Genomic DNA, 19,129 nt, shown 5'->3' with positions numbered 1-19,129 from the left:
ACAAACTTCGTTACAGATCGATCTCAAAGATGTGCAGAAAAAAACACAACATTTGACACGCGCAATTAGTTACATGTAGTTTTCTTCGTATGTTGGTGTGGGATGAAGCCGCCGCGCTCCTGCTGTTGCTCTCGGCGCCGTTGTCGGCCGCCCTGTTGGCGGCCACGCTCGGACGAAGAGCGCCTGTGCTAACGGCGCGGTTTGGCTCCTTGAGCGCGGGAACGGGATTCCTTCTTGCTGCAGGACTTGCCGTGAGCGCTGCCCGCGGCGAGGAGGTCACCGTCGGAACAAGTGTCTTCGTGTTCGGCGCCGACCGATTGGCAATAACGGTGCTTCTGCTGATCTTCGGGGTGAGCACCGTGGCGCAGGCGTTTGCGGTGCGCTACCTCGCGGGGGATTCGCGGGCCTGGTGGTTCACCGCCGGTGCAGGCTTGCTGACCACGGCGTCCGCTGTGATGGCGACAGCCACCACAATCGTCGGCGTCGCTGTCGGCTGGACGGCGGCTGGTGTCGCATTGTGCCTGCTCCTGGGCACCTACTGGCATCTCGAAAACGCTCGCGACGGTGTCCGCCGTGCCGGGGTGGCATTCCTGATCGGCGACAGCGCCCTCTGGTTTGCCGTGGGACTGATCTATGTCGGGACGGGCAGCGTCACCCTCACCGACCTGCCGGCATCCCAACTCGACGGTGCTTCAGCACCGGTCGTCGCCGTGCTGATCGTCACCGCCGCGTTATCCCGATCTGCGCAAATCCCGTTTCACCGTTGGCTGCCCGCGACTCTGGCAGCGCCCACCCCGGTGTCGGCACTGCTCCACGCCGGCGTGGTGAATGCCGGCGGGATCCTGCTGATCCGGCTGAGTCCGCTGCCCAGTCCAATGCTGGCCACCGCCCTCATCGTCACCGCGGGCGCAGCAACGATGGCCTACGGCGCGGCGGCCATGCTTGTAAAGCCGGACATCAAAGGTGCGCTTGCCTATTCGACCATGGCGCAGATGGGATTCATGATCCTGACCTGTGGGCTCGGACTCTGGGCTGCGACGGTGATTCACCTTGTGGCGCATGGCTTCTACAAAGCTACGCTGTTTCTTTCCTCCGGCTCGGCGATCGCCCGTCACCGTCGGCTCATCGCACTGCCCCCCGCGCCGCCTCTGGACGGGCGCCGGCGGTTGTTCAGCCAGATCACCTCCGCGGCACTGCCGTTCGCCGCGTTGCTCGCCGCCACCGGGCTGCTCTCGAGGTGGACGCACACCCACGCCGCTGAGCAGGCCCTGCTGCTGTTCGCCTGGGTGACCGGTGCGGCGGCTACCTGGGGGTGGCTGAAGCGCCGCCCCGACATCGCCGGCGCAGTCAGCGCCGCGGCCGTCCTACTGCCCTGCGCTGTGGGCTACGTCGCGGTGATCAGCGCGATTACCGTCTTCCTTGCATCGTCGCTGCCGGACACCACGGTCGCCCCGGTCGAGGTCTGGGTGACCGTGACCGCCGCGGCGATCTTGCTTGGTGCGCTGGCAACGGTGCGCCGGTCACCGGTCGCCATGGCCCTACGACGAACCCTATACACCCAGGCGCTCAGCGCAGCAACCGTCCAACCCGCCACCGGAGGATCACCGCGATGACTAATTCCACGTCAACTGAACTGGACTCCCGGCGTGCACGGCTGCGCAGCGACGTTCGAATCGCCGCGCGGGTGCTGCCGACCCACTATCCTCTGGATACCTTCATCGCGGTCAACCCCCTCGCAGGTTTGCAGGCCATGCCGTTCGAACAGGCCGTTCGACGGGCCGGCGACCTCTACGGGACGCCGGGTACCCTTCGCGAGGCGGTATTCCGCAAGCTGTACCGCGAGGGGCGTATCACCGACGCCGACCTGGATCGAACGCTCCTGCGCCGCTACCCGATACTGGCCGACGAGCCGGACTTGCAGCTCGGGAACCACCGGCTGAGCGCCACCGCGCTGTTGCGTGCCGATCTCCTGCATGGCATTCCCGCCCCAGAACCGCAGCGGCTGTATCGAACTCGGGCCGAGGACCACGGGAGCGAGGCGGCCCGCGTGGTTGATGCGCAAACCTCCAAATGGATGGCCGCGTTCCTCGGCGAGGCGGGTTGGCCGATGCCCGGCAGGGAGCAGGGCTTCTACAGCGCGTGGCGGGCGCTGGCGCCGACCGACCGCACTTTGCCGCGCACCCTGCGCGCCCGGCTGCGCGACATCGCCGAACGTCCCGACGACGGCGTACTGGAAGCGCTTGATGCCCTTGGCATCCCGGATCAGGACCGGATCACCTATCTGCAGGCCCATCTCACCCGGCTGCCGGGGTGGGCGGCGCACGTGAACTGGTGCGCCGATCGTGACGGCGGCATCGACCTGTTGCAGTACCTGGCCATGAGACTGAGTTATGAAGCGGCGCTTCTAGAGAACCAGAACGACCAGATCGCGGACCCGGTCGTGTCCGCCCCGTCCACGGCCCGGGATCGTGCCGCGCACCTTTTCAAGGTGTGGGGCCTAGCCGGTGACATCGAGTCCGACCTCGCCACGGCGGCGCGCATCCTCGCCGCGTTACCTGCCCCTGCCCGTCCGCTCATCTGGCAGAACGCCTTCGAGGCTCACTACCAGGATGGGCTTCTCGCCGAACTGGGGTCCCGGGCGCCCTACAGCCCGGAGCCCGCGCACACCCACCTCGTCACGTGCATCGACACCCGCTCAGAGGGTCTGCGTCGTCACCTCGAATCATGCGGCGGCTACCAGACTCTGGGATTCGCAGGGTTCTTCGCCGTTGCCATCCGGTACACCGACCTACTCGGCGGCGCACCGGCTGACCTGTGCCCGGTGCTGATCCGGCCGCATCACCACATCGCCGAAGAGCCTGCGCCTGAGGCCCTTCGCGTCGCCGGGCGTCGCCTCAGTGGTGCGATCACGCTGGGCGGGGCCGAGTCGGCCTACCACGCCGCCAAGGAGTCTCCCGCAGGCCCGTTCACCCTCGCAGAAGCTGCCGGCTGGATCGCGGCTCCTTTGTCGGCGGCCAAGACCTTGGCCCCAGCTGCCGTCGCCAGCGTGCGGCGGAAGCTACGCGACGTGATCACACCCGAGGCGCAAACCATGCTCACCGTGGAATCTATTCCGCTGCACGAGCGGGTGCTCTTTGCCCAGGTGACCTTGAAAACCATCGGTCTGACAACCGGATTCGGTCGCCTTGTCGTCCTGTGCGCGCACCACAGCGGCACCGAGAACAACCCGTACCAAGCGTCATTGGACTGCGGCGCCTGCGGTGGGCAGGGCGGTGGCCCCAATGCCCGCACTGCGGCGCGCATCCTCAACCAGGCCGAAGTCCGCGACGAGTTGCGCGACGCAGGCATCGACATTCCGGACCACACCCATGTGGTGGCAGCTCTGCACGATACGGCCACCGACCGGGTCACCGTCCTCGACGATCACCTCATTCCTCCCAGCCACCGCACCGACATCGACCGCCTCGAAGCCGATCTCGCCCGTGCCGGACGAGCGCTGGCAGCCGAGAGGTGCGCGGTGTTGCCCGGCGCCCGGCGGCGCTTCTCACCGCGCGCCGCCGCCAGGCACGTCGGGCGCAGAGCGGTCGACTGGGCACAGGTGTACCCGGAGTGGGGGCTGGCAGGCAACGCCGCATTCATCGTCGCGCCGCGAGACGTCACCCGCGGACTCGACCTGCGCCGTCGAACCTTCCTGCACTCCTACGACGCCGACGCCGACGCCGACGCCACCGCGCTGGAGACCATCCTGACCGCTCCCATGGTGGTGGCACAGTGGATCAACTGCCAGTACTACTTCTCTGCCGTCGCCCCCGACGTCTTCGGGGCCGGAAGCAAGACCGTCCACAACGTCGTCGGGAACGTCGGGGTGATCGCCGGCCACTCCGGCGACCTGCGACTGGGCCTGCCGTGGCAATCGGTGAGCTACGGGGACCGGCTGCTGCATGAACCGCTTCGGCTCCTGGCGGTCATCCAAGCGCCGCTGGCCCGCATCGACACGGTCGTCGAGCGGAATCCGCTTCTGCAACAGCTGTTCGGCAACGACTGGATCGTCGTGGCCGCCCGCGAAGACGCAACGCACTCATGGCAGCGCTGGACCCGCGCAGGCTGGCGGTCCTGGGCTGAAACCTATCGCGCACAACAGGTTTACGACGAGGAGATGATCCCATGACCCCCAACCTGACCAAGATGACCAAGATCGAGGTCGTCGTCGGAGGAACCGACGCGGCCGCGGTGCGCGAGCTCATCGGGAGCGTCGGCGCCACCGGATACACCAGCCTGTCCGGGGTTTCCGGGCTCGGCCACCACGGCTATCGCCAGGGCCGATTGCTGTTCAACCAGCAGGCGACCCTGGAACTGATCATCACCGTCGTACCCGACAACAAGGTCGAGGCTTTGCTCGCCGGTCTGCGGCCGCTGTTGGACGCGTCGTCGGGCGTGATGTTCGTGACCGAGACCTACGTCAGCAGGCCCGAGTACTTCAGCTGATCCACCATCACGAAAGGACGGAGCTCATGACCCTTCCACTTGCCGCCTGGCAGCAGTTGCGTGACGGCCAACGGCCGTCCCATGAACGGTCGCCAGATCAACCCGTTGCCGCCGTCTTCCGGTGTGCCGACGCCCCCGTCAGCATCGACGCGGTGTTCGGTCAGGACGCCGGCGCACTGTTCGACATCAGCACCTGGGGCCACGTCGTGGACAAAAGTGTGCTGGGCAGCCTCGAGTACGCCGTCGAGAAGCTCGAGGTCCCGCTGATCGTCGTGCTCGGTCATGACGACTGCCCGGCCATGCAGGCGGCGCTGCGGGCATGGGAACACGCCGAACTTCCCGGCGGGTCCATGCGCCGGGTCATCGAGCATGCGCTGGCCTCAGTGGTGCGGCGCGGGACGGTCGCCGACTCGGTCCAGTCGGTCGCTGCGGCCCATATCGTCGAGACCGGCGTCGCCCTGATGCAACGCTCCCCGATGCTGTCCAGCAGAGTGGACGACCGAACGTGCGCAATCGTCTGCGCCACAGTTTCTTCCGCTGATGGCGAGGTGCAGGTGCACGCCACCATCGGTGCTGTCGACGAGAGCGTGAGCAAGGTCTTCGAGCTCGTCTAGGTCCGCGTGAGTACCTTGTCCGCGCGCTTGGTCACACATTTCGTCAGAGCCTCCAGGAGTGGCCGATGTCCAGCCCACAATCCTTGGGTAGCGCCAAGCTCGTCGCCGTCACGGTGGTGGTACTCGTGGCTGCGTTCAACCTGACCGCGGTCTCGGCGGCACTGCACCCGATACTCGGGCTGGTGACGCTGCTGGTCGCACTGCTCGTCACAGTCTCGTGTGTCGACCGGTTAGGGCAGCGGTGGGCGCCTGCAGTGATACGAGTATTCGAAAGGTGTTGCCGCGCAACGGCACGGCGTATCGACAGCGAGTGACGTCGACGCACCGCGAGCGCGCGTGTCTGCACGCCGCCACGCCGCACATCCATGGCGCTCTGCGCGCGCCCGTCTTCGACGAATGCGCGTGGAATGCCAGCAGGGCCGGCGTGTTGCCGTTCTGACACGCGCGCTCGCGGTGCTTGGCGAAGTATTGAGGGTTCTCTGAACCCGGTCGCGCGCCGCGCCGCGGCGTGCTACCCAGGACATATGTCGGGGAGATTCGCCGCGGGCGCGGCCGCTGCGGTGTGCGTCGCGCTCGGGCTGTCCGGGTGTGCCGGCGACCCAGGCGACACTCGACCCGTCGTCACGATCGTCGAAGCGGCTCAGCCGTCCCCGGCCATCCCGCTGGGCCAGTTCCTTCCCACCGCACCTGAACTGTCCGGGGTGCTGGGAACCGGTCCGAACAGCCTGATGGGGCCGCCCGTCGAAGGCGACTCCGACATCTTGCTGAGCACCGTGGCCGACGGTCAGGCGGCGCCCGCGGAATGCGTCAGTTCCGCCTACCGGCTCCAGCGGATCGTCTACGACGCCGAACCCGTGCAGTCGGTGGCCACCAGCACGTGGGCCGGAGGCGGATTCGACGCGCCGCCGGTGACCGGCTTCTTCAGCGTCGTCCAGATGGCCAGTGCCGGCGCCGCGCAGGAGTTCTTCGCATCGATGACGGGGCAGTGGCGGCGCTGCAACGGCCAGACGGTGTCGTTACAGCTACCCGGCCACGGCGCCGACGAGGTCAGCAGGATCACCGACGTCGCCTTCGGCGAGCGCGTGCTCTCGGCGAATGTGCTGCACACCTCCGCGGGAACCGAATCACCGACAGGTTTGCGCGCTGCCGGCCTCGCCGGGGACTGCATCGTCGAAGTGGAACTCAGCGATCCGAGGCCCGCGGGTGACGCGAAGGGCGCGGTAGCGATCGCAGACGTCATCCTCGACAAGATCGCCACGACTCGCTGAAAGAATGCTGTACGTCGCGGCCGCTGTGCTCGATGGCCCACAATATGTCGGTGAATGACTCTGCTGCCCGCCGCCGCGCCTTCCTCGTTGGCGCGTTCGCGGCAGCATCAGTGCTGATCACAGGCTGTGTCAGCACCACCGAAGGGCAGGCGGTCCGCGGCCATGGAGCCGGTTCGCTCACTGTGCCACCGCTCGACGAGGCCAATCTCGACGAGATCCTGCTGACCATCGGAGAGATCAACGGCATCCTCGGGTCGACACAAATGAAGGTCACCAGCGAGCTCGACGAGATGACTGACAATTCCGAGAACGTGTCCGATCCTGACTGCCTGGGCGCGGTGTACGGCGCCGAGGCGCCCGTCTACGAGGGCACCGATTGGACGGCTGTGCGTGACCAAGTGGCACGTGAACCCGACGAGGACAACGACCACTGGGTGGAACAGACCGCGGTGCTCTATCCGGCCGAGCAGAACGCCAAGGAATTCTTCGACCGTTCTCTGGCAACGTGGCAGGACTGCGCGAACGACGCGATTGTCGTGGGCGAGGGGGAGTACCTCTGGGAAATCGGTGACGTCTCTGTCGACGACACCCTGATCACCCAGATGACGACTCAGGAAGGTGCCGACGGCTGGTCATGCCAGCACGCGCTGTCTCACGTGTCGAACCTGACGGTCGAGGCGTGGGCGTGCGGCTACGACATCACCGACGAGGCTGCCGAAATCGCGGACACGATGATCACGAACGCCGCGAACTGACGTCAGCTTGCGGTGGCGAGTGCTTCGGGGTGGTCGGCCGACGAGGAACCGCTCGCGACCGCGACGGTCCCGCTATACAGGCGCGTTCGCCGGTTGGAACACACCCGAGCTGTCGGCTTCCTCCTCGGCGCGGATCACATGGACGACGGCGTTGATCAAAGCCAGGTGGGTGAACGCCTGCGGGAAGTTGCCCAGGTGACGTCCGGTGCGCGGCTCGATCTCCTCGGCGTAGAGGTGCAGGGGGCTGGCGAACGACAACAACCGCTCGCACAGGTGCCGGGCCCGGTGGATCTCGCCGATCTCGACCAGGGCAGACACCAGCCAGAAGGAGCAGATGGTGAAGGTGCCCTCTTCGCCGGACAGACCGTCATCGGTCTCCTCGGTTCGGTAGCGCAGCACCAGGCCTTCTTCTGTCAGTTCATCGGCGATCGCCAGCACCGTCGCCCGGATGCGCGGATCGTCGGGCGGCAGGAACCGGGTCAGCACCGCCAGCAACAGGGAGGCGTCCAGTGCCGGGTCGCCGTACCTCTGGGTCAGCACGCCACGCTCGTCCACACCGTGCTTGAGAATGTCGGCCTTGATCTCCTCGGCGATCGCACGCCATTGCTGGGCGTAGGACTTCTCGCCCTCCAGGTCGGCCAGTTTGGCGCCGCGATCAAGGGCTACCCAGCACATGATCTTGCTGGAGGTGAAGTGCTGCGGTTCGCCGCGCACCTCCCAGATGCCGCGGTCGGGCTCCTTCCAGTGTTTGATCGCTTCCTCGACCTGCTCCTTGAGAACGGGCCACAACGTCTCGGGGATCTGCTCACGCGACTTCGTGTGCAGATAAACCGAATCGAGCATCGTCCCCCAGATATCGTGCTGCCTCTGGTCGAAGGCGCCGTTGCCGATACGCACCGGGCGGGCGTTGTCGTAGCCGGAAAGGTGGTTGAGCTCTTCCTCGACCAGCGTGCGTTCCCCGCCGACGCCGTACATCACCTGCAGCGGATGACGTTCACCGTTGTTGGCGCCGGATACGTCGGCGATGAACGCGAAGAAGTCGTCGGCCTCGCGGTCCAGCCCGAGCGTGTAGAGACCCCACAGTGCGAAGGTCGAATCCCGGACCCAGGCGTACCTGTAATCCCAATTGCGTTCACCCTGAGGCGTTTCCGGCAAGGATGTGGTCGGCGCGGCCAGCAGCGCACCGGTCGGGGAGTAGGTCAGGCCCTTTAGCGTCAGCGCGCTGCGCTGCAGATACGCCCGCCACGGATGGTCGGGGAAGTCGCCCACGTTGATCCACTGCCGCCAGCACTCGCTGGTCTGCCACATCTTGTCGGCGGCCTCGTCGAACGTCTGTGGCGCGGGGTGACCCGACCAGCTGAGCGCGACGAAGACGTTGTCGCCCTCCTTGAGCCGGGTGCGCGCGCGAGCCTCACGGCCCTCCAGCCCGATGCGCAGATTGGTCGTGAGCCGCAGCGTCGGATGTGAATCGGGGTCCTTCGTGGCGCGCGCGATCGCCTCGCCGTAAGCCTGCGCCGAGTACTCCCATTGCGCGCTGGTGCGGTGGTAGTCGAATGACGGCTCGCAGCTCATCACCAGCTCGACGGTGCCGCTCACGCACCGCACCGTGCGCAGCAGGATGTGCTCGGCGTCCCAGTCCATCGGGGTGCGGCGGTGCGTGCGCGAGCGGCGCTCGAGGTCGTGCCACGGGCCCATCACCAGCGCATCCCGCACGATCACCCAGCCGGTGTGGGTCTGCCAGGTGGTCTCCAGGATCAGGCTGCCGGGCAGATAGCGCCGGGCGGCCGGCACCGACACCCCGTAGGGCCCCAGCCGGAAGTGGCCGGCGCCCCGGTCGAGGATCGCGCCGAACACGCTCGGGGAGTCCGGACGCGGCACGCACAACCACTCCACCGACCCGGCTGAGGAGATCAGGCACTGAGTCTCGCAGTCGGACAGGAACGCGTAATCCGCGATGGGCGGGAACGGGTTCCGCAGGGGGCCGGCGGTGGCATACGGCGTGGGCGAGGGCAGGGTCAACGCCGTCGACTCCCCGTTGGAGGACACCCCGCGGGAGGTTTCGGGCTGCTGCAAGACCATGGGCACATCATCGACTGTCGGATACCCCGGCGTCTACCGGAACACCCGGCGGGTCGGGCTTTGCCGCGGCGCATAGGCTGGCCGGGTGGACGGCTTCCTCAACTGGTGGGACGGCGTGGAGTTGTGGCTGTCCGGGCTGCCGTTCGTCGCGCAGACGGTTGTCGTTATGCCGGTGGTGTTGGCGCTGGCCTACGTCGCTGCCGTGGTCCTCGACGGTCTTCTCGGCAACGGCATCAGGATTCTGCACCGCATTCGCCACACCGAGGACGACGCAGAGAAGCGGGAGTCGACCCGATGAGCGCCTGCGCGAAGAGGAGATTGCACCGATGAGCGCCTGCGCGAAGAGGAGATTGCCCCGATGAGCGGTATGCCGCGCTCGCGCGTGACGCTGGCGCTCGTCGCGCTGATCCTTCTCGTCCTTGTGATGTGGCTGCTCACCCGCTGACAAATCCGTCGGCTCTGTTATTCTTCGCGCCATGCAACCGGCGTCCGGCAACAAGGGTGGTCATATCGTGGCCCTCATTGCCGTGGGTTTCTCTGCCGTTGCTGATGTGTGTTGTTGTCGCTGACACCCTGCCCGTTCGTGGCTCGGCGTCGGTGATGGCTGTGGCATGACTGCTTTCGGCAAAGCCCCGCCTTCCCGCAACGGGTCCATCCTCGGAATCCCGAAACCGGAAAGGTCATTCATGCAGAAAATCCTGCGAAACACCAGGCGGTGGCGCATTGCCGCCGCGCTCGCGACCACGGCGACCGTGCTCGCGGCGTGCGGCGGCGGTGCCAGCGACGTGGCCGGGGGCGAGGGCGGCAGCGGTGATGCCGAAACCACGCTGACCTTGGTCGCATTCGCCGTGCCGGAGCCGGGCTGGTCGAAGGCCGCCCCTGCGTTCGCCGCGACGGAGGAAGGAAAGGGTGTCGAGGTCACCGCCTCCTACGGCGCCTCGGGTGACCAGTCCCGCAGCGTGGAGTCGGGCAAGCCGGCCGACATCGTCAACTTCTCGGTGGAACCGGACATCACTCGGCTCGTCAAGGCCGGGAAGGTCGACCAGGACTGGAACGCGGGCCCCAACAAGGGCATCGCGTTCGGCTCGATCGTCACGTTCGCGGTTCGGCCCGGGAACCCGAAGAACATCCGTACGTGGGACGACCTGCTGAAGCCCGGTATCGAGGTCATCACCCCGAGCCCGCTGAGCTCCGGCGCGGCCAAGTGGAACCTGTTGGCGCCCTACGCCTACGCCAGCAACGGCGGGCAGAACCCGCAGGCTGGCATCGAATTCGTGAACAAGCTCGTCACCGAGCATGTGAGGCTGCGTCCCGGCTCAGGCCGTGAGGCCACCGACGTGTTCCGGCAGGGCAGCGGCGACGTGCTGCTCGCCTACGAGAACGAGGCGCTGAACTTCGACCTCGAGCACGTCAACCCGGCGCAGACATTCAAGATCGAGAATCCGACCGCGGTGGTCAACACGAGCCAGCACCCCGACAAGGCGCAGGCCTTCATCGACTTCCAGTTCACCCCCGAGGGTCAGAAGGTGTGGGCCGAGGCCGGTTTTCGGCCGGTCGATCCCGCGGTCGCCGAGGAGTACAAGGACAAGTTCCCCGCGCCCGAGAAGCTGTGGACGATCGACGACCTGGGTGGCTGGACAGCCGTCGATACCCAGCTGTTCGATAAAGACAACGGCACCATCACCAAGATCTACAAGCAGGCGACTGGATGACTTCTGTTGTCGATCCGAATCCCGAGGCCGTCCGCCCGGAGCTGACCCCAGCTCCGGGCGGACAGTCCGGATTCGGCCGGCCTGGCGGCGCCACTCTTCAGGTGGGCGTCGCAGTGGTCTGGCTGTCCCTGATCGTGCTGCTGCCGCTGGCCGCGATCGTTTGGATTTCCGCCAAAGGCGGCTGGGACGCGTTCCTCTCGGCGGTGACCTCGCCGTCGGCCGTCGCATCGTTCACGGTCACATTGACGATCTCGGTGATCGTCACGGCGGTGAACCTGGTGTTCGGCCTGTTGATCGCATGGGTGCTGGTGCGCGACGACTTCCCGTTCAAGCGGATCATCGACGCGATCATCGATCTGCCATTCGCGTTGCCCACGATTGTGGCAAGCCTGGTGCTGCTCGCCCTCTACGGCCCGTCCAGCCCGGTGGGAATCCATATCCAGCACACCCCGTGGGGCGTCGGCGTCGCCCTGGCATTCGTCACGCTGCCCTTCGTCGTCCGCGCGGTGCAGCCCGTGCTGCTCGAGCTGGACCGCGAGGTCGAGGAGGCAGCGGCTTCGCTGGGCGCCAACAATCTGACGATCTTCGTCTCGGTCATCCTGCCTGCGCTGGCGCCGTCGCTGCTGTCGGGAGCCGGCCTGGCGTTCTCCAGGGCGATCGGTGAGTTCGGGTCGATCGTGCTCATCGGTGGAGCGATCCCCGGGGAGACGGAAGTGTCCTCCCAGTGGATCAGGACGTTGATCGAGAACGACGACCCAGCTGGCGCAGCCGCAATTTCGATTGTGCTGTTGGCGATTTCGTTCGTCGTCCTGTTCGTCCTGCGCTACCTCGGGGCGCGCGCGGCCAAACGCGAACAGGCGGCGCGATGACCCTCTCGATACCGACGCGGCTCATCCTGCGGCTCATCGCGATCGTCTACATCTTCGCCCTGCTGATCGTGCCGCTGGGCGCGATCCTGTGGCAGACGTTCGCGCCCGGCCTCGGCGAGTTCTGGGCGTCCATCACCACCCCGGCGGCTCAATCGGCGTTGTCGCTATCGCTGCTCGTCGTGGCGATCGTGGTACCGCTCAATGTGGTGTTCGGCGTATCGACCGCGCTGGTGTTGGCGCGCAGGAAGTTTCGCGGCAAGAACGCGTTGCAGGCGGTGATCGATCTGCCTTTCGCGGTGTCGCCCGTCGTGGTCGGCGTCGCGTTGATCGCGCTGTGGGGGACGGCGGGACTGTTCGGCTTCGTCCAGAACGACCTCGGTGTCCGAATTATCTTCGGCTTCCCCGGGATCGTGCTGGCCAGCATCTTCGTGACGCTGCCGTTCGTGATCCGGGAAGTCGAGCCGGTGCTGCACGAGATCGGCACAGATCAGGAGGAAGCCTCGGCCACCCTCGGTGCCAGTGCGTGGCAGACATTCTGGCGGGTGACGCTCCCCTCCATCCGCTGGGGCCTGACCTATGGCGTGGTCCTGACCGTCGCCCGCACGCTCGGCGAGTTCGGCGCCGTCCTCGTGGTGTCGTCGAATCTTCCCGGCCAGTCGCAGACGCTCACGCTGCTGGTACACGACCGCTACCTCCGCGGCGACGACTATGGCGCCTACACCATCTCGACGGTGCTGATGGCCGTCGCCGTGACCGTACTGATCGCGCAGATCGTGTTCGATGCGCAACGCAAACGCACGAGAACCGAAGACTGAGCAGGGGAGTCGGAATCATGACTGAAGACGCGATCGTCGTCCGCGGCGCGAACAAACACTTCGGTGATTTCGCGGCGCTCGACAACGTCGATTTCACCGTCCCCAAGGGGTCGCTGACGTCGCTGCTCGGACCGAGCGGGTCCGGAAAGTCGACGCTGTTGCGGGCTATCGCCGGCTTGGACGACCCGGACACGGGAACCGTGGTGATCAACGGACGCGATGTCACCAACATCCCGCCGCAACGCCGCGGTATCGGGTTCGTCTTTCAGCACTACGCCGCGTTCAAGCACTTGACCGTCCGCGACAACGTCGCGTTTGGGCTCAAGATCCGGAAGAAGCCGAAGTCGGAGATCAAGGAGAAGGTCGACAACCTGCTCGAGGTTGTCGGGCTCGCAGGCTTCCAGAGTCGGTACCCCAACCAGCTTTCCGGTGGACAACGTCAGCGGATGGCCTTGGCGCGTGCGCTGGCCGTCGACCCGGAGGTCCTCCTGCTCGACGAACCCTTCGGGGCGCTGGACGCCAAGGTCAGGGAAGACCTGCGCGCGTGGTTGCGGCGACTGCACGACGAAGTCCACGTCACCACCGTGCTGGTCACCCACGACCAGTCCGAGGCGCTCGACATCTCCGACCGGATCGCCGTCCTGAACAAGGGGCGGATCGAGCAGGTCGGCTCGCCCAGCGACGTGTACGACTCACCCGCCAACGCTTTCGTGATGTCGTTCCTCGGCGCGGTCTCGTCCCTCAACGGAGTTCTGGTGCGCCCGCACGATATTCGGGTCGGCCGTAACCCGGAGATGGCGATCGCGACGAGCGACACCTCGATCCAGTCGACCGGAGTTACCCGTGCGGTGATCGAGCGCGTCGTCATGCTCGGCTTCGAGGTCAGGGTTGAACTGCTCAATGCGGCCACCCAGCAACCGTTTACGGCGCAGATCACCCGCGGTGACGCCGAGGCGTTGGGCCTCAAGGAAGGTGACACGGTGTATGTGCGCGCCACCCGCGTGCCGTCCCTGCCGACCGACCACGCCGCTGTGGTGTCCTGACTCAGGCCGCCTCGGTCGGCAGCAGTCGATAGAGCAGATCGGTCAGCGTCAGCAGTCCCTGCCCGGACGGTCCGTCGACGACCACCAGGTGGTTGCGCGTATCCCGCATCAGTGCGAGTGCTTCGTAGACCGGTGTCGTCTCCGGCAACGTCAGTACGGGTCGCATCAAGTCGCGGGCGGTGACGTCTCCGGTCAGGCTGTCGCGCACGTGAACGACCCCGACGATCGCCTCGCCGTCGCGGACCAGCAGCCGCAGGTGCCCGGTGGTGCGGGCTTTCTGCTTCATCTGGGCCGGCGGTGCGTCGACCGGAACGTCGCTGTAGACCCCGCCGCGGCGCGCGACCTGACCGACGGTCAGTGCTTCGAGTTCCAGCGCGCTGGCCAGATTGGCGCGATAGCGCTCATCGAGGGTGCCCACCGTCGCCGAGTGCTCGACGAGTTGGCGCAGCGCATCGGGATTCTGGGTCTCGGTGAGCTCGTCGACCGGCGTCACCCCGACCCGGTGCAGGCACCAGTTCGCCGCGCTGTTGAGCGCGCGCAGCAGAGGCCGCATCACGAACATGAAGCCGCGCATGGGAAGTGCCAACATCGTCGCCGACCTCTCCGGGTGCGCAATCGCCCATGACTTGGGCGCCATCTCGCCGACCACCAGGTGAAGGAATGTCACGATCGCCAGCGCCAGGACGAATGAGCCGACATCGGCGATCAGCTTCGGCGCCCCGAGATCATTGATCAGCGGTGTGATCGCCTTCTGGACCGCAGGTTTGGTGATCGCACCGAGCAGCAGCGTGCAGGCCGTGATGCCGAGTTGGGCGCCGGCCAGCAGCAGCGACAGCTCGCTGGCACTGCGCAGTGCCGCCCGAGCAGAGGCGCTGGTGGCCGCGGCATCCTCGAGCCGGTTGCGGCGCGCGGCGATCAACGCGAACTCGACGGCCACGAAGAACGCGCTCGACGCGATGAGCGCGACAGTCACGGCGACCACCACCCACGGGTTACTCATCGTCGGCCTCCCTGCGGGTGTCCAGGGTCACGTACACCGTGGCCGGGACCCGGCGTTCGATGGAGCGGACTTGAGCCGAGAGCGTGTGGATCGGTGGCTTCACGTCCTCGACGAGGTCTGCCGGATCGGCAGGAAGCTCGATGACGACCGAGTCGCCGATCGAGGGCAGCCCGACCGCATGGGCGATAACCATTCCTGCGACGGTTTCGTAATCGCCGGGCGGCAGAACAAGATCGAGCATGCGTTCTGCCTCATCGAGCGGGAGGTCGCCGGCGAGCAACCATCCGTCCCCGTCGGCGACGATGTCGGCGTCGGTGTCGATGTCGTGCTCGTCGTCGATCTCGCCGACCAGTTCCTCGGCCAGATCCTCGATCGTGACGATGCCGGTGAAGCCGCCGTATTCATCGATGACGATGGCCATTTCGTCGCGACGACTCTCCAGCTCACGGACGACGTTGGGGAGTGGCAGCGTCTCAGGAACGAAGACGGCGGGCCGACAGTGGTGGCCGGCCGTGTCGGTCGGTGAAACCGCGTCCAGCAGATCGTGCAGGTGGATCACGCCGACCACATCGTCTCGGTCTACGGCCGTGACGGGGTAGCGGGTATGCCCGGACGCCATCCGCTGCAGCACCGCGGACAGCGGCTCGTCGGCGGGCACGGCATCCACCCGGGAGCGCGGGATCATCGCGTGTTCGGCTGTGCTGGTGGGGAAGTCGAGGATGCGGTCCAGCAGGGCGGACAGCTCACGCGGAATCTCCCCGGCGTCGCGGGAGGCTGCCACGATGTGCTCAAGGTCGCGCGGTGTGGCGGAGTGCTCGACGTCGTGCACGGGTTCGATGCGCAGGGCGCGCAGCAGCAGGTTCGACGACTGGTCGAACAGCCAGATCAGCCATCCGAACAGTTTCAGATAAATCGTCGTCGACATCGCCAGCCAGCGGGCGAGAGGTTCGGGCCGCGCGATGGCCAGGTTCTTCGGGAACAGCTCTCCGAACAGCATCTGCACGATCGTCGACACGCCGATGGCGACCACGCCTCCGACGCCGATCGCGACGGCGGTCGGGATGCCGGTGTCACCGAGGATCACCTCGAACCCGCGACCGATCAGCGGCTCGGCGACGTAGCCGACGAGCAGACCGGTGACGGTGATGCCGAGTTGGGCACCCGAGAGCATGAACGAGGTGCGACGGGTGACGGTCAATGCGCGGGCGGAGGCGGAGTCACCCGCTTCGGCGCGCGCTTTGAGCCGGGACCGGTCGACGGCCATGTAGGCGAATTCCTGCGCGACGAAGTATCCCGTCAGCACGGTGATCAAAAAGACGACGATAAAGCCAGCGAGAATTCCGAGAACGGCGGTCAGCATGTGACCGCCTCGGGTCTATGAGGTTGCATCGAATCCTTGTTCGCAGATGAAGCCGTCGTCCAACACTGTACCGATGCGGCCACAGTGCTCGACTACAGTGCCGGTACGCGGTCCATCCAGGGCACCGCTTCTTCGAGCTGGCCGGCCAGTCGGAGCAGGAGGGCTTCGCCCGACAACGGTGCCACGAACTGGACCCCGAGTGGCAGGCCGGCCGACGTCTGATGCAGCGGCAGCGAGATCGCCGGGCGCCCAGTCAAATTCGCCAGCTGGGTGTATGGAACCCACCCGAGATTGTCGTCGACCATGTCGTCGACGATCTTCGTGTAGCGCAGGAAACGCGCGGTCCGCGTCTTGAGCAACACGTCGGAGCCGCGCTGCAGAAGCTCGGGCAGGTCGAACTCGCCGATCTTCGGCGGCGGCGTCGCCAACGTCGGCGTCAGCAAAAGGTCATAACTTTCGAAGAACGTCGTCAGCCTGCGCGTGTGCTCGTGCCGGCGCGCAACGGCATCGATGTAGTCGACACTGGACGTCGCCCGGCCCAGCGCCGCCATGATGAGGGTGTCCCGCTCGAACCCGTCGTCACCTGCGCCCGAGATGCGCTTGGTCTCCTCGACCTGCCAGGCGAGGGTGGCGAACCAGGTGAGCAGGAAGTCCCGGGCGAGCGCCGCGTCGTCGAACGGCGCCTTCGGCAGTTCCTCGACGTGGTGGCCGAGCTCGGTCAACGCCTGGGTGGCCGCCTCCACCGCCGCGTACGCCTCGGGGTGCGGATTCGGGGTGATCGCCGACGGAACCCGTACCCCGATCCGCAACTTTCCGGGGTCCTGCCCGACGAACGAGGCGAACGCCGATTCGGGAAGCGCGGGAACATAGGGACCGCCGGGTTCGCCTCCGCACAGGACGTCGAGCATCGCCGCCGTATCGCGGACGGATCTCGACACGACGCCGTCGACTGCGGCACCGTGCATCGGCTCGCCGGCGGCAGGACCCGACGGGGTCAATCCGCGGCTCGGCTTCAGGCCGACGAGTCCGCAACAACCAGCCGGAATCCGGATGGAGCCGCCGCCATCGCTGGCTCCCGCGCACGGCACGATGCCCGCCGCGACAGCGGCTGCCGCACCGCCGGACGACCCGCCCGGCGAACGCGACAGATCCCACGGGTTTCGTGTCGGTCCCCAAACCGCCGGTTCGGTGATGCCCTTGGCGCCGAACTCCGGTGTGTTGGTCTTGCCGAAGATGACCAGACCGGCGTCGATCCAGCGCTGGACGACCGTCGCGTGCTCGGCGGCAGGCGTCGAGCTCAGCGCACGAGAACCCGATGAGGTGGGAAGCCCGGCGTAGTCCTGCCCGAGATCCTTGATCAGAAACGGCACACCGGCGAACGGGCCTGCAAGATCAGCTGTCGATGCCGGAACGTCGCGCACGATCGCGTTGATGCGGGGGTTCACTTCCTCTGCGCGTTCGCGCGCCACTGCGAGAAGCTCGTCTGCCGTCACCTCTTTGTCGGCGACCAGCTTGGCCAACGCGGTGGCATCGAAGGTGCGGTACTGCGCGAAATCCATCAGCTCACAGTAGGCGTGTTGTGTTCGGCGCCGAACCGGACATCCGATACCGCAGAATCAGCTCGGGGCGGCCCCCTAGGCTTGTCGCATGGATGTGCTGCTCGGCATTGATATGGGAACGGGGAGCACCAAGGGCGTCCTGGTTGATGCCACCGGCACCGTGCTCGCCACGGAGACGATCGCTCACAGCATGAGCCTGCCTCGCCCGGGCTGGGCGGAGGTCGATGCCGAAGATTTGTGGTGGCACGAGGTGTGCTCGATCAGCTCGACTCTGATGAGCCGGATGCCGGCGAACGCGTCGCTGGCTGCGATGTGCGTCAGCGGTGTCGGACCGTGTCTAGTGCTCTGCGACGACGACCTGCGACCGCTGCGTCCGGCCATCCTGTACGGCATCGACACGCGGGCCGCTGCCGAGATCGACTCTCTGACAGCCGAGTTCGGTGCGGAGAACATCAAGGATCAGGCCGGCACCGTGTTGTCGAGTCAGGCGGTGGGGCCCAAGATCGAGTGGGTACGCCGACATGAGCCGCACGTCTTCGAACGCGCGACGGGGTGGTACGGGTCGAATTCCTACATCACCGCGAAGCTCACGGGCGAATACGTGCTCGACCATCACACCGCCAGCCAGTGCGATCCGCTCTATCTGACTCGGGACTTCACCTGGAACGAGTCGTGGGCGCAGCGCGTCTGCGGTCACCTCCCACTTCCGCGGCTGGTGTGGCCCAGCGACATCGTGGGCACCGTCACCGCGGCCGCGGCTGCTTCGACCGGCGTGCCGGCGGGCACGCCAGTGGCGGCAGGCACCGTCGACGCATACTCGGAGGCGTTCTCGGTGGGTGTGCGCCAACCCGGCGATCAGATGCTGATGTACGGCTCGACGATGTTCCTGGTTCAGATCATCGACGACTACCACAGCGATCCGACGCTGTGGACGACTGCCGGTGTCGAGCGCGGCAGCCTGACGCTGGCCGCGGGGACGTCGACGGCGGGAAGCTTGATCGGCTGGCTGCAGGGCGTCACCGGCGACGCCTCCTTCGACGATTTGATGGCAGAGGCGCAGGGGGTGCCGCCGGGCAGCGAGGGGCTGCTGGTGGTGCCGTACCTCGCGGGGGAGCGCACGCCGGTTTTCGACCCGCAAGCCAGGGGCGTTGTGGCCGGATTGACGTTGCGGCACAGCAGAGGTCACCTGTTCCGCGCCGCCTACGAGGGGATTTCCTTCGGTATTCGTCAGATCCTGGAGCGCTTCGACGACGCACACTCGGGCAACCGCACTGTCGCCGTCGGCGGGGGGCTGCGAAGTCCTATCTGGGCGCAAGCCGTCAGCGACATCACCGGCCGAACTCAACTCGTGCCCGAACAGGCCATCGGCGCCAGCTACGGCGACGCGTTGCTGGCCGCCATCGGTGTGGGATTGGTGCCACCACAGACCGATTGGGCGCGCATCGCCTATGAGATCACGCCGGACCCGCGCAACCGGGAACTTTACGACGACCTCTACGCCACCTGGCGTGAGCTCTACCCCGCGACCCGGCCGCAGGTGCACCGTCTCTCGGCGATCGACACGACGTGA

Annotated in this window: 18 protein-coding genes; 14 read left to right on the top strand and 4 right to left on the bottom strand. The window is 66.6% G+C overall.

Annotated elements, in window-relative coordinates; all coding sequences use genetic code 11:
- The first annotated feature begins 89 nt into the window (after positions 1-89).
- The 7 genes from AWC12_RS10535 to AWC12_RS10505 all read left to right on the top strand — a co-directional run bounded on the left by AWC12_RS10535 (position 90) and on the right by AWC12_RS10505 (position 7,122).
- Positions 90-1,613, top strand: a complete 1,524-nt coding sequence (locus tag AWC12_RS10535) for a proton-conducting transporter transmembrane domain-containing protein (RefSeq protein ID WP_085174113.1) — start codon at positions 90-92, stop codon at positions 1,611-1,613.
- Positions 1,610-4,168: a DUF2309 domain-containing protein gene (locus AWC12_RS10530; RefSeq protein WP_085174111.1), complete on the top strand. Its 2,559-nt coding sequence runs from the start codon at positions 1,610-1,612 to the stop codon at positions 4,166-4,168. The genes AWC12_RS10535 and AWC12_RS10530 overlap by 4 nt, the downstream gene beginning before the upstream one ends.
- Positions 4,165-4,485, top strand: coding sequence for a P-II family nitrogen regulator (locus AWC12_RS10525; RefSeq protein WP_024449547.1), 321 nt, complete (start codon positions 4,165-4,167; stop codon positions 4,483-4,485). Before AWC12_RS10530 ends, AWC12_RS10525 begins: the two co-directional genes overlap by 4 nt.
- Before the next feature lie 26 nt (positions 4,486-4,511).
- On the top strand, positions 4,512-5,099 hold the full coding sequence (locus AWC12_RS10520) for a carbonic anhydrase (RefSeq protein ID WP_085174108.1): 588 nt from the start codon (positions 4,512-4,514) through the stop codon (positions 5,097-5,099).
- Between the two features lie 65 nt (positions 5,100-5,164).
- Positions 5,165-5,413 carry a hypothetical protein gene (locus tag AWC12_RS10515; RefSeq protein ID WP_085174106.1) on the top strand — a complete coding sequence of 83 codons (249 nt, stop codon included), beginning with the start codon at positions 5,165-5,167 and terminating at the stop codon, positions 5,411-5,413.
- Between the two features lie 210 nt (positions 5,414-5,623).
- Positions 5,624-6,367 (top strand): sensor domain-containing protein, encoded by a 744-nt coding sequence (locus tag AWC12_RS10510; protein ID WP_024449550.1) that lies wholly within the window; start codon positions 5,624-5,626, stop codon positions 6,365-6,367.
- A 44-nt stretch (positions 6,368-6,411) separates the two neighbouring features.
- Entirely contained in the window at positions 6,412-7,122 is a 711-nt protein-coding gene (locus AWC12_RS10505) for a sensor domain-containing protein (protein ID WP_234813935.1), read from the top strand.
- A gap of 72 nt (positions 7,123-7,194) precedes the next feature.
- Here the strand turns inward: AWC12_RS10505 and AWC12_RS10500 are convergent, their stop codons facing one another.
- Positions 7,195-9,201: a glycoside hydrolase family 15 protein gene (locus AWC12_RS10500; RefSeq protein WP_024449552.1), complete on the bottom strand. Its 2,007-nt coding sequence runs from the start codon at positions 9,199-9,201 to the stop codon at positions 7,195-7,197.
- An 85-nt stretch (positions 9,202-9,286) separates the two neighbouring features.
- On the opposite strand from AWC12_RS10500, the gene AWC12_RS10495 reads away from it, so the two are divergent.
- The 6 genes from AWC12_RS10495 to AWC12_RS10475 all read left to right on the top strand — a co-directional run bounded on the left by AWC12_RS10495 (position 9,287) and on the right by AWC12_RS10475 (position 13,640).
- Positions 9,287-9,499, top strand: coding sequence for a hypothetical protein (locus AWC12_RS10495; protein ID WP_085174104.1), 213 nt, complete (start codon positions 9,287-9,289; stop codon positions 9,497-9,499).
- Between the two features lie 178 nt (positions 9,500-9,677).
- Positions 9,678-9,770, top strand: coding sequence for an Ms4533A family Cys-rich leader peptide (locus tag AWC12_RS32030; RefSeq protein WP_412093724.1), 93 nt, complete (start codon positions 9,678-9,680; stop codon positions 9,768-9,770).
- 117 nt (positions 9,771-9,887) lie between these two features.
- Positions 9,888-10,913: a sulfate ABC transporter substrate-binding protein gene (locus AWC12_RS10490; RefSeq protein WP_085174191.1), complete on the top strand. Its 1,026-nt coding sequence runs from the start codon at positions 9,888-9,890 to the stop codon at positions 10,911-10,913.
- Positions 10,910-11,782 carry a sulfate ABC transporter permease subunit CysT gene (gene cysT / locus AWC12_RS10485; RefSeq protein WP_085174103.1) on the top strand — a complete coding sequence of 291 codons (873 nt, stop codon included), beginning with the start codon at positions 10,910-10,912 and terminating at the stop codon, positions 11,780-11,782. Before AWC12_RS10490 ends, cysT begins: the two co-directional genes overlap by 4 nt.
- Positions 11,779-12,597 (top strand): sulfate ABC transporter permease subunit CysW, encoded by an 819-nt coding sequence (gene cysW, locus AWC12_RS10480; protein ID WP_024445241.1) that lies wholly within the window; start codon positions 11,779-11,781, stop codon positions 12,595-12,597. The genes cysT and cysW overlap by 4 nt, the downstream gene beginning before the upstream one ends.
- 17 nt (positions 12,598-12,614) lie before the next feature.
- Entirely contained in the window at positions 12,615-13,640 is a 1,026-nt protein-coding gene (locus tag AWC12_RS10475; RefSeq protein ID WP_024445242.1) for a sulfate/molybdate ABC transporter ATP-binding protein, read from the top strand.
- Position 13,641: 1 nt separating this feature from the next.
- On the opposite strand, the gene AWC12_RS10470 is transcribed toward AWC12_RS10475, so the two are convergent.
- The 3 genes from AWC12_RS10470 to AWC12_RS10460 form a co-directional block, all read right to left on the bottom strand.
- Positions 13,642-14,640 carry a hemolysin family protein gene (locus AWC12_RS10470; protein WP_024445243.1) on the bottom strand — a complete coding sequence of 333 codons (999 nt, stop codon included), beginning with the start codon at positions 14,638-14,640 and terminating at the stop codon, positions 13,642-13,644.
- Positions 14,633-16,000, bottom strand: a complete 1,368-nt coding sequence (locus AWC12_RS10465) for a hemolysin family protein (RefSeq protein ID WP_085174101.1) — start codon at positions 15,998-16,000, stop codon at positions 14,633-14,635. The genes AWC12_RS10470 and AWC12_RS10465 overlap by 8 nt, the downstream gene beginning before the upstream one ends.
- A gap of 92 nt (positions 16,001-16,092) precedes the next feature.
- Positions 16,093-17,559: an amidase gene (locus tag AWC12_RS10460; protein ID WP_024445245.1), complete on the bottom strand. Its 1,467-nt coding sequence runs from the start codon at positions 17,557-17,559 to the stop codon at positions 16,093-16,095.
- An 88-nt stretch (positions 17,560-17,647) separates the two neighbouring features.
- Between AWC12_RS10460 and AWC12_RS10455 the strand changes: the two genes are divergently transcribed.
- A complete protein-coding gene (locus AWC12_RS10455; RefSeq protein WP_024445246.1) occupies positions 17,648-19,129 on the top strand; it encodes an FGGY-family carbohydrate kinase in 1,482 nt (493 codons plus the stop codon).

The sequence above is a fragment of the Mycolicibacterium iranicum genome, from assembly GCF_002101705.1.
GTDB lineage: Bacteria > Actinomycetota > Actinomycetes > Mycobacteriales > Mycobacteriaceae > Mycobacterium > Mycobacterium iranicum.
This window is presented reverse-complemented; position numbering and strand designations above follow the sequence as displayed.

What these genes read in the sequence shown, in the direction of transcription:
- AWC12_RS10465 (WP_085174101.1), bottom strand. Translation starts at nt 16,000, where the DNA reads ATGCTGACCGCCGTTCTCGGAATTCTCGCTGGCTTTATCGTCGTCTTT.
- AWC12_RS10505 (WP_234813935.1), top strand. Translation starts at nt 6,412, where the DNA reads ATGTCGGTGAATGACTCTGCTGCCCGCCGCCGCGCCTTCCTCGTTGGC.
- AWC12_RS10455 (WP_024445246.1), top strand. Translation starts at nt 17,648, where the DNA reads ATGGATGTGCTGCTCGGCATTGATATGGGAACGGGGAGCACCAAGGGC.
- AWC12_RS10515 (WP_085174106.1), top strand. Translation starts at nt 5,165, where the DNA reads ATGTCCAGCCCACAATCCTTGGGTAGCGCCAAGCTCGTCGCCGTCACG.
- AWC12_RS10475 (WP_024445242.1), top strand. Translation starts at nt 12,615, where the DNA reads ATGACTGAAGACGCGATCGTCGTCCGCGGCGCGAACAAACACTTCGGT.
- AWC12_RS10525 (WP_024449547.1), top strand. Translation starts at nt 4,165, where the DNA reads ATGACCCCCAACCTGACCAAGATGACCAAGATCGAGGTCGTCGTCGGA.
- cysW (WP_024445241.1), top strand. Translation starts at nt 11,779, where the DNA reads ATGACCCTCTCGATACCGACGCGGCTCATCCTGCGGCTCATCGCGATC.
- AWC12_RS10530 (WP_085174111.1), top strand. Translation starts at nt 1,610, where the DNA reads ATGACTAATTCCACGTCAACTGAACTGGACTCCCGGCGTGCACGGCTG.
- AWC12_RS10490 (WP_085174191.1), top strand. Translation starts at nt 9,888, where the DNA reads ATGCAGAAAATCCTGCGAAACACCAGGCGGTGGCGCATTGCCGCCGCG.
- AWC12_RS10460 (WP_024445245.1), bottom strand. Translation starts at nt 17,559, where the DNA reads ATGGATTTCGCGCAGTACCGCACCTTCGATGCCACCGCGTTGGCCAAG.
- AWC12_RS10500 (WP_024449552.1), bottom strand. Translation starts at nt 9,201, where the DNA reads ATGGTCTTGCAGCAGCCCGAAACCTCCCGCGGGGTGTCCTCCAACGGG.
- AWC12_RS32030 (WP_412093724.1), top strand. Translation starts at nt 9,678, where the DNA reads ATGCAACCGGCGTCCGGCAACAAGGGTGGTCATATCGTGGCCCTCATT.
- AWC12_RS10510 (WP_024449550.1), top strand. Translation starts at nt 5,624, where the DNA reads ATGTCGGGGAGATTCGCCGCGGGCGCGGCCGCTGCGGTGTGCGTCGCG.
- AWC12_RS10470 (WP_024445243.1), bottom strand. Translation starts at nt 14,640, where the DNA reads ATGAGTAACCCGTGGGTGGTGGTCGCCGTGACTGTCGCGCTCATCGCG.
- AWC12_RS10535 (WP_085174113.1), top strand. Translation starts at nt 90, where the DNA reads ATGTTGGTGTGGGATGAAGCCGCCGCGCTCCTGCTGTTGCTCTCGGCG.
- cysT (WP_085174103.1), top strand. Translation starts at nt 10,910, where the DNA reads ATGACTTCTGTTGTCGATCCGAATCCCGAGGCCGTCCGCCCGGAGCTG.
- AWC12_RS10520 (WP_085174108.1), top strand. Translation starts at nt 4,512, where the DNA reads ATGACCCTTCCACTTGCCGCCTGGCAGCAGTTGCGTGACGGCCAACGG.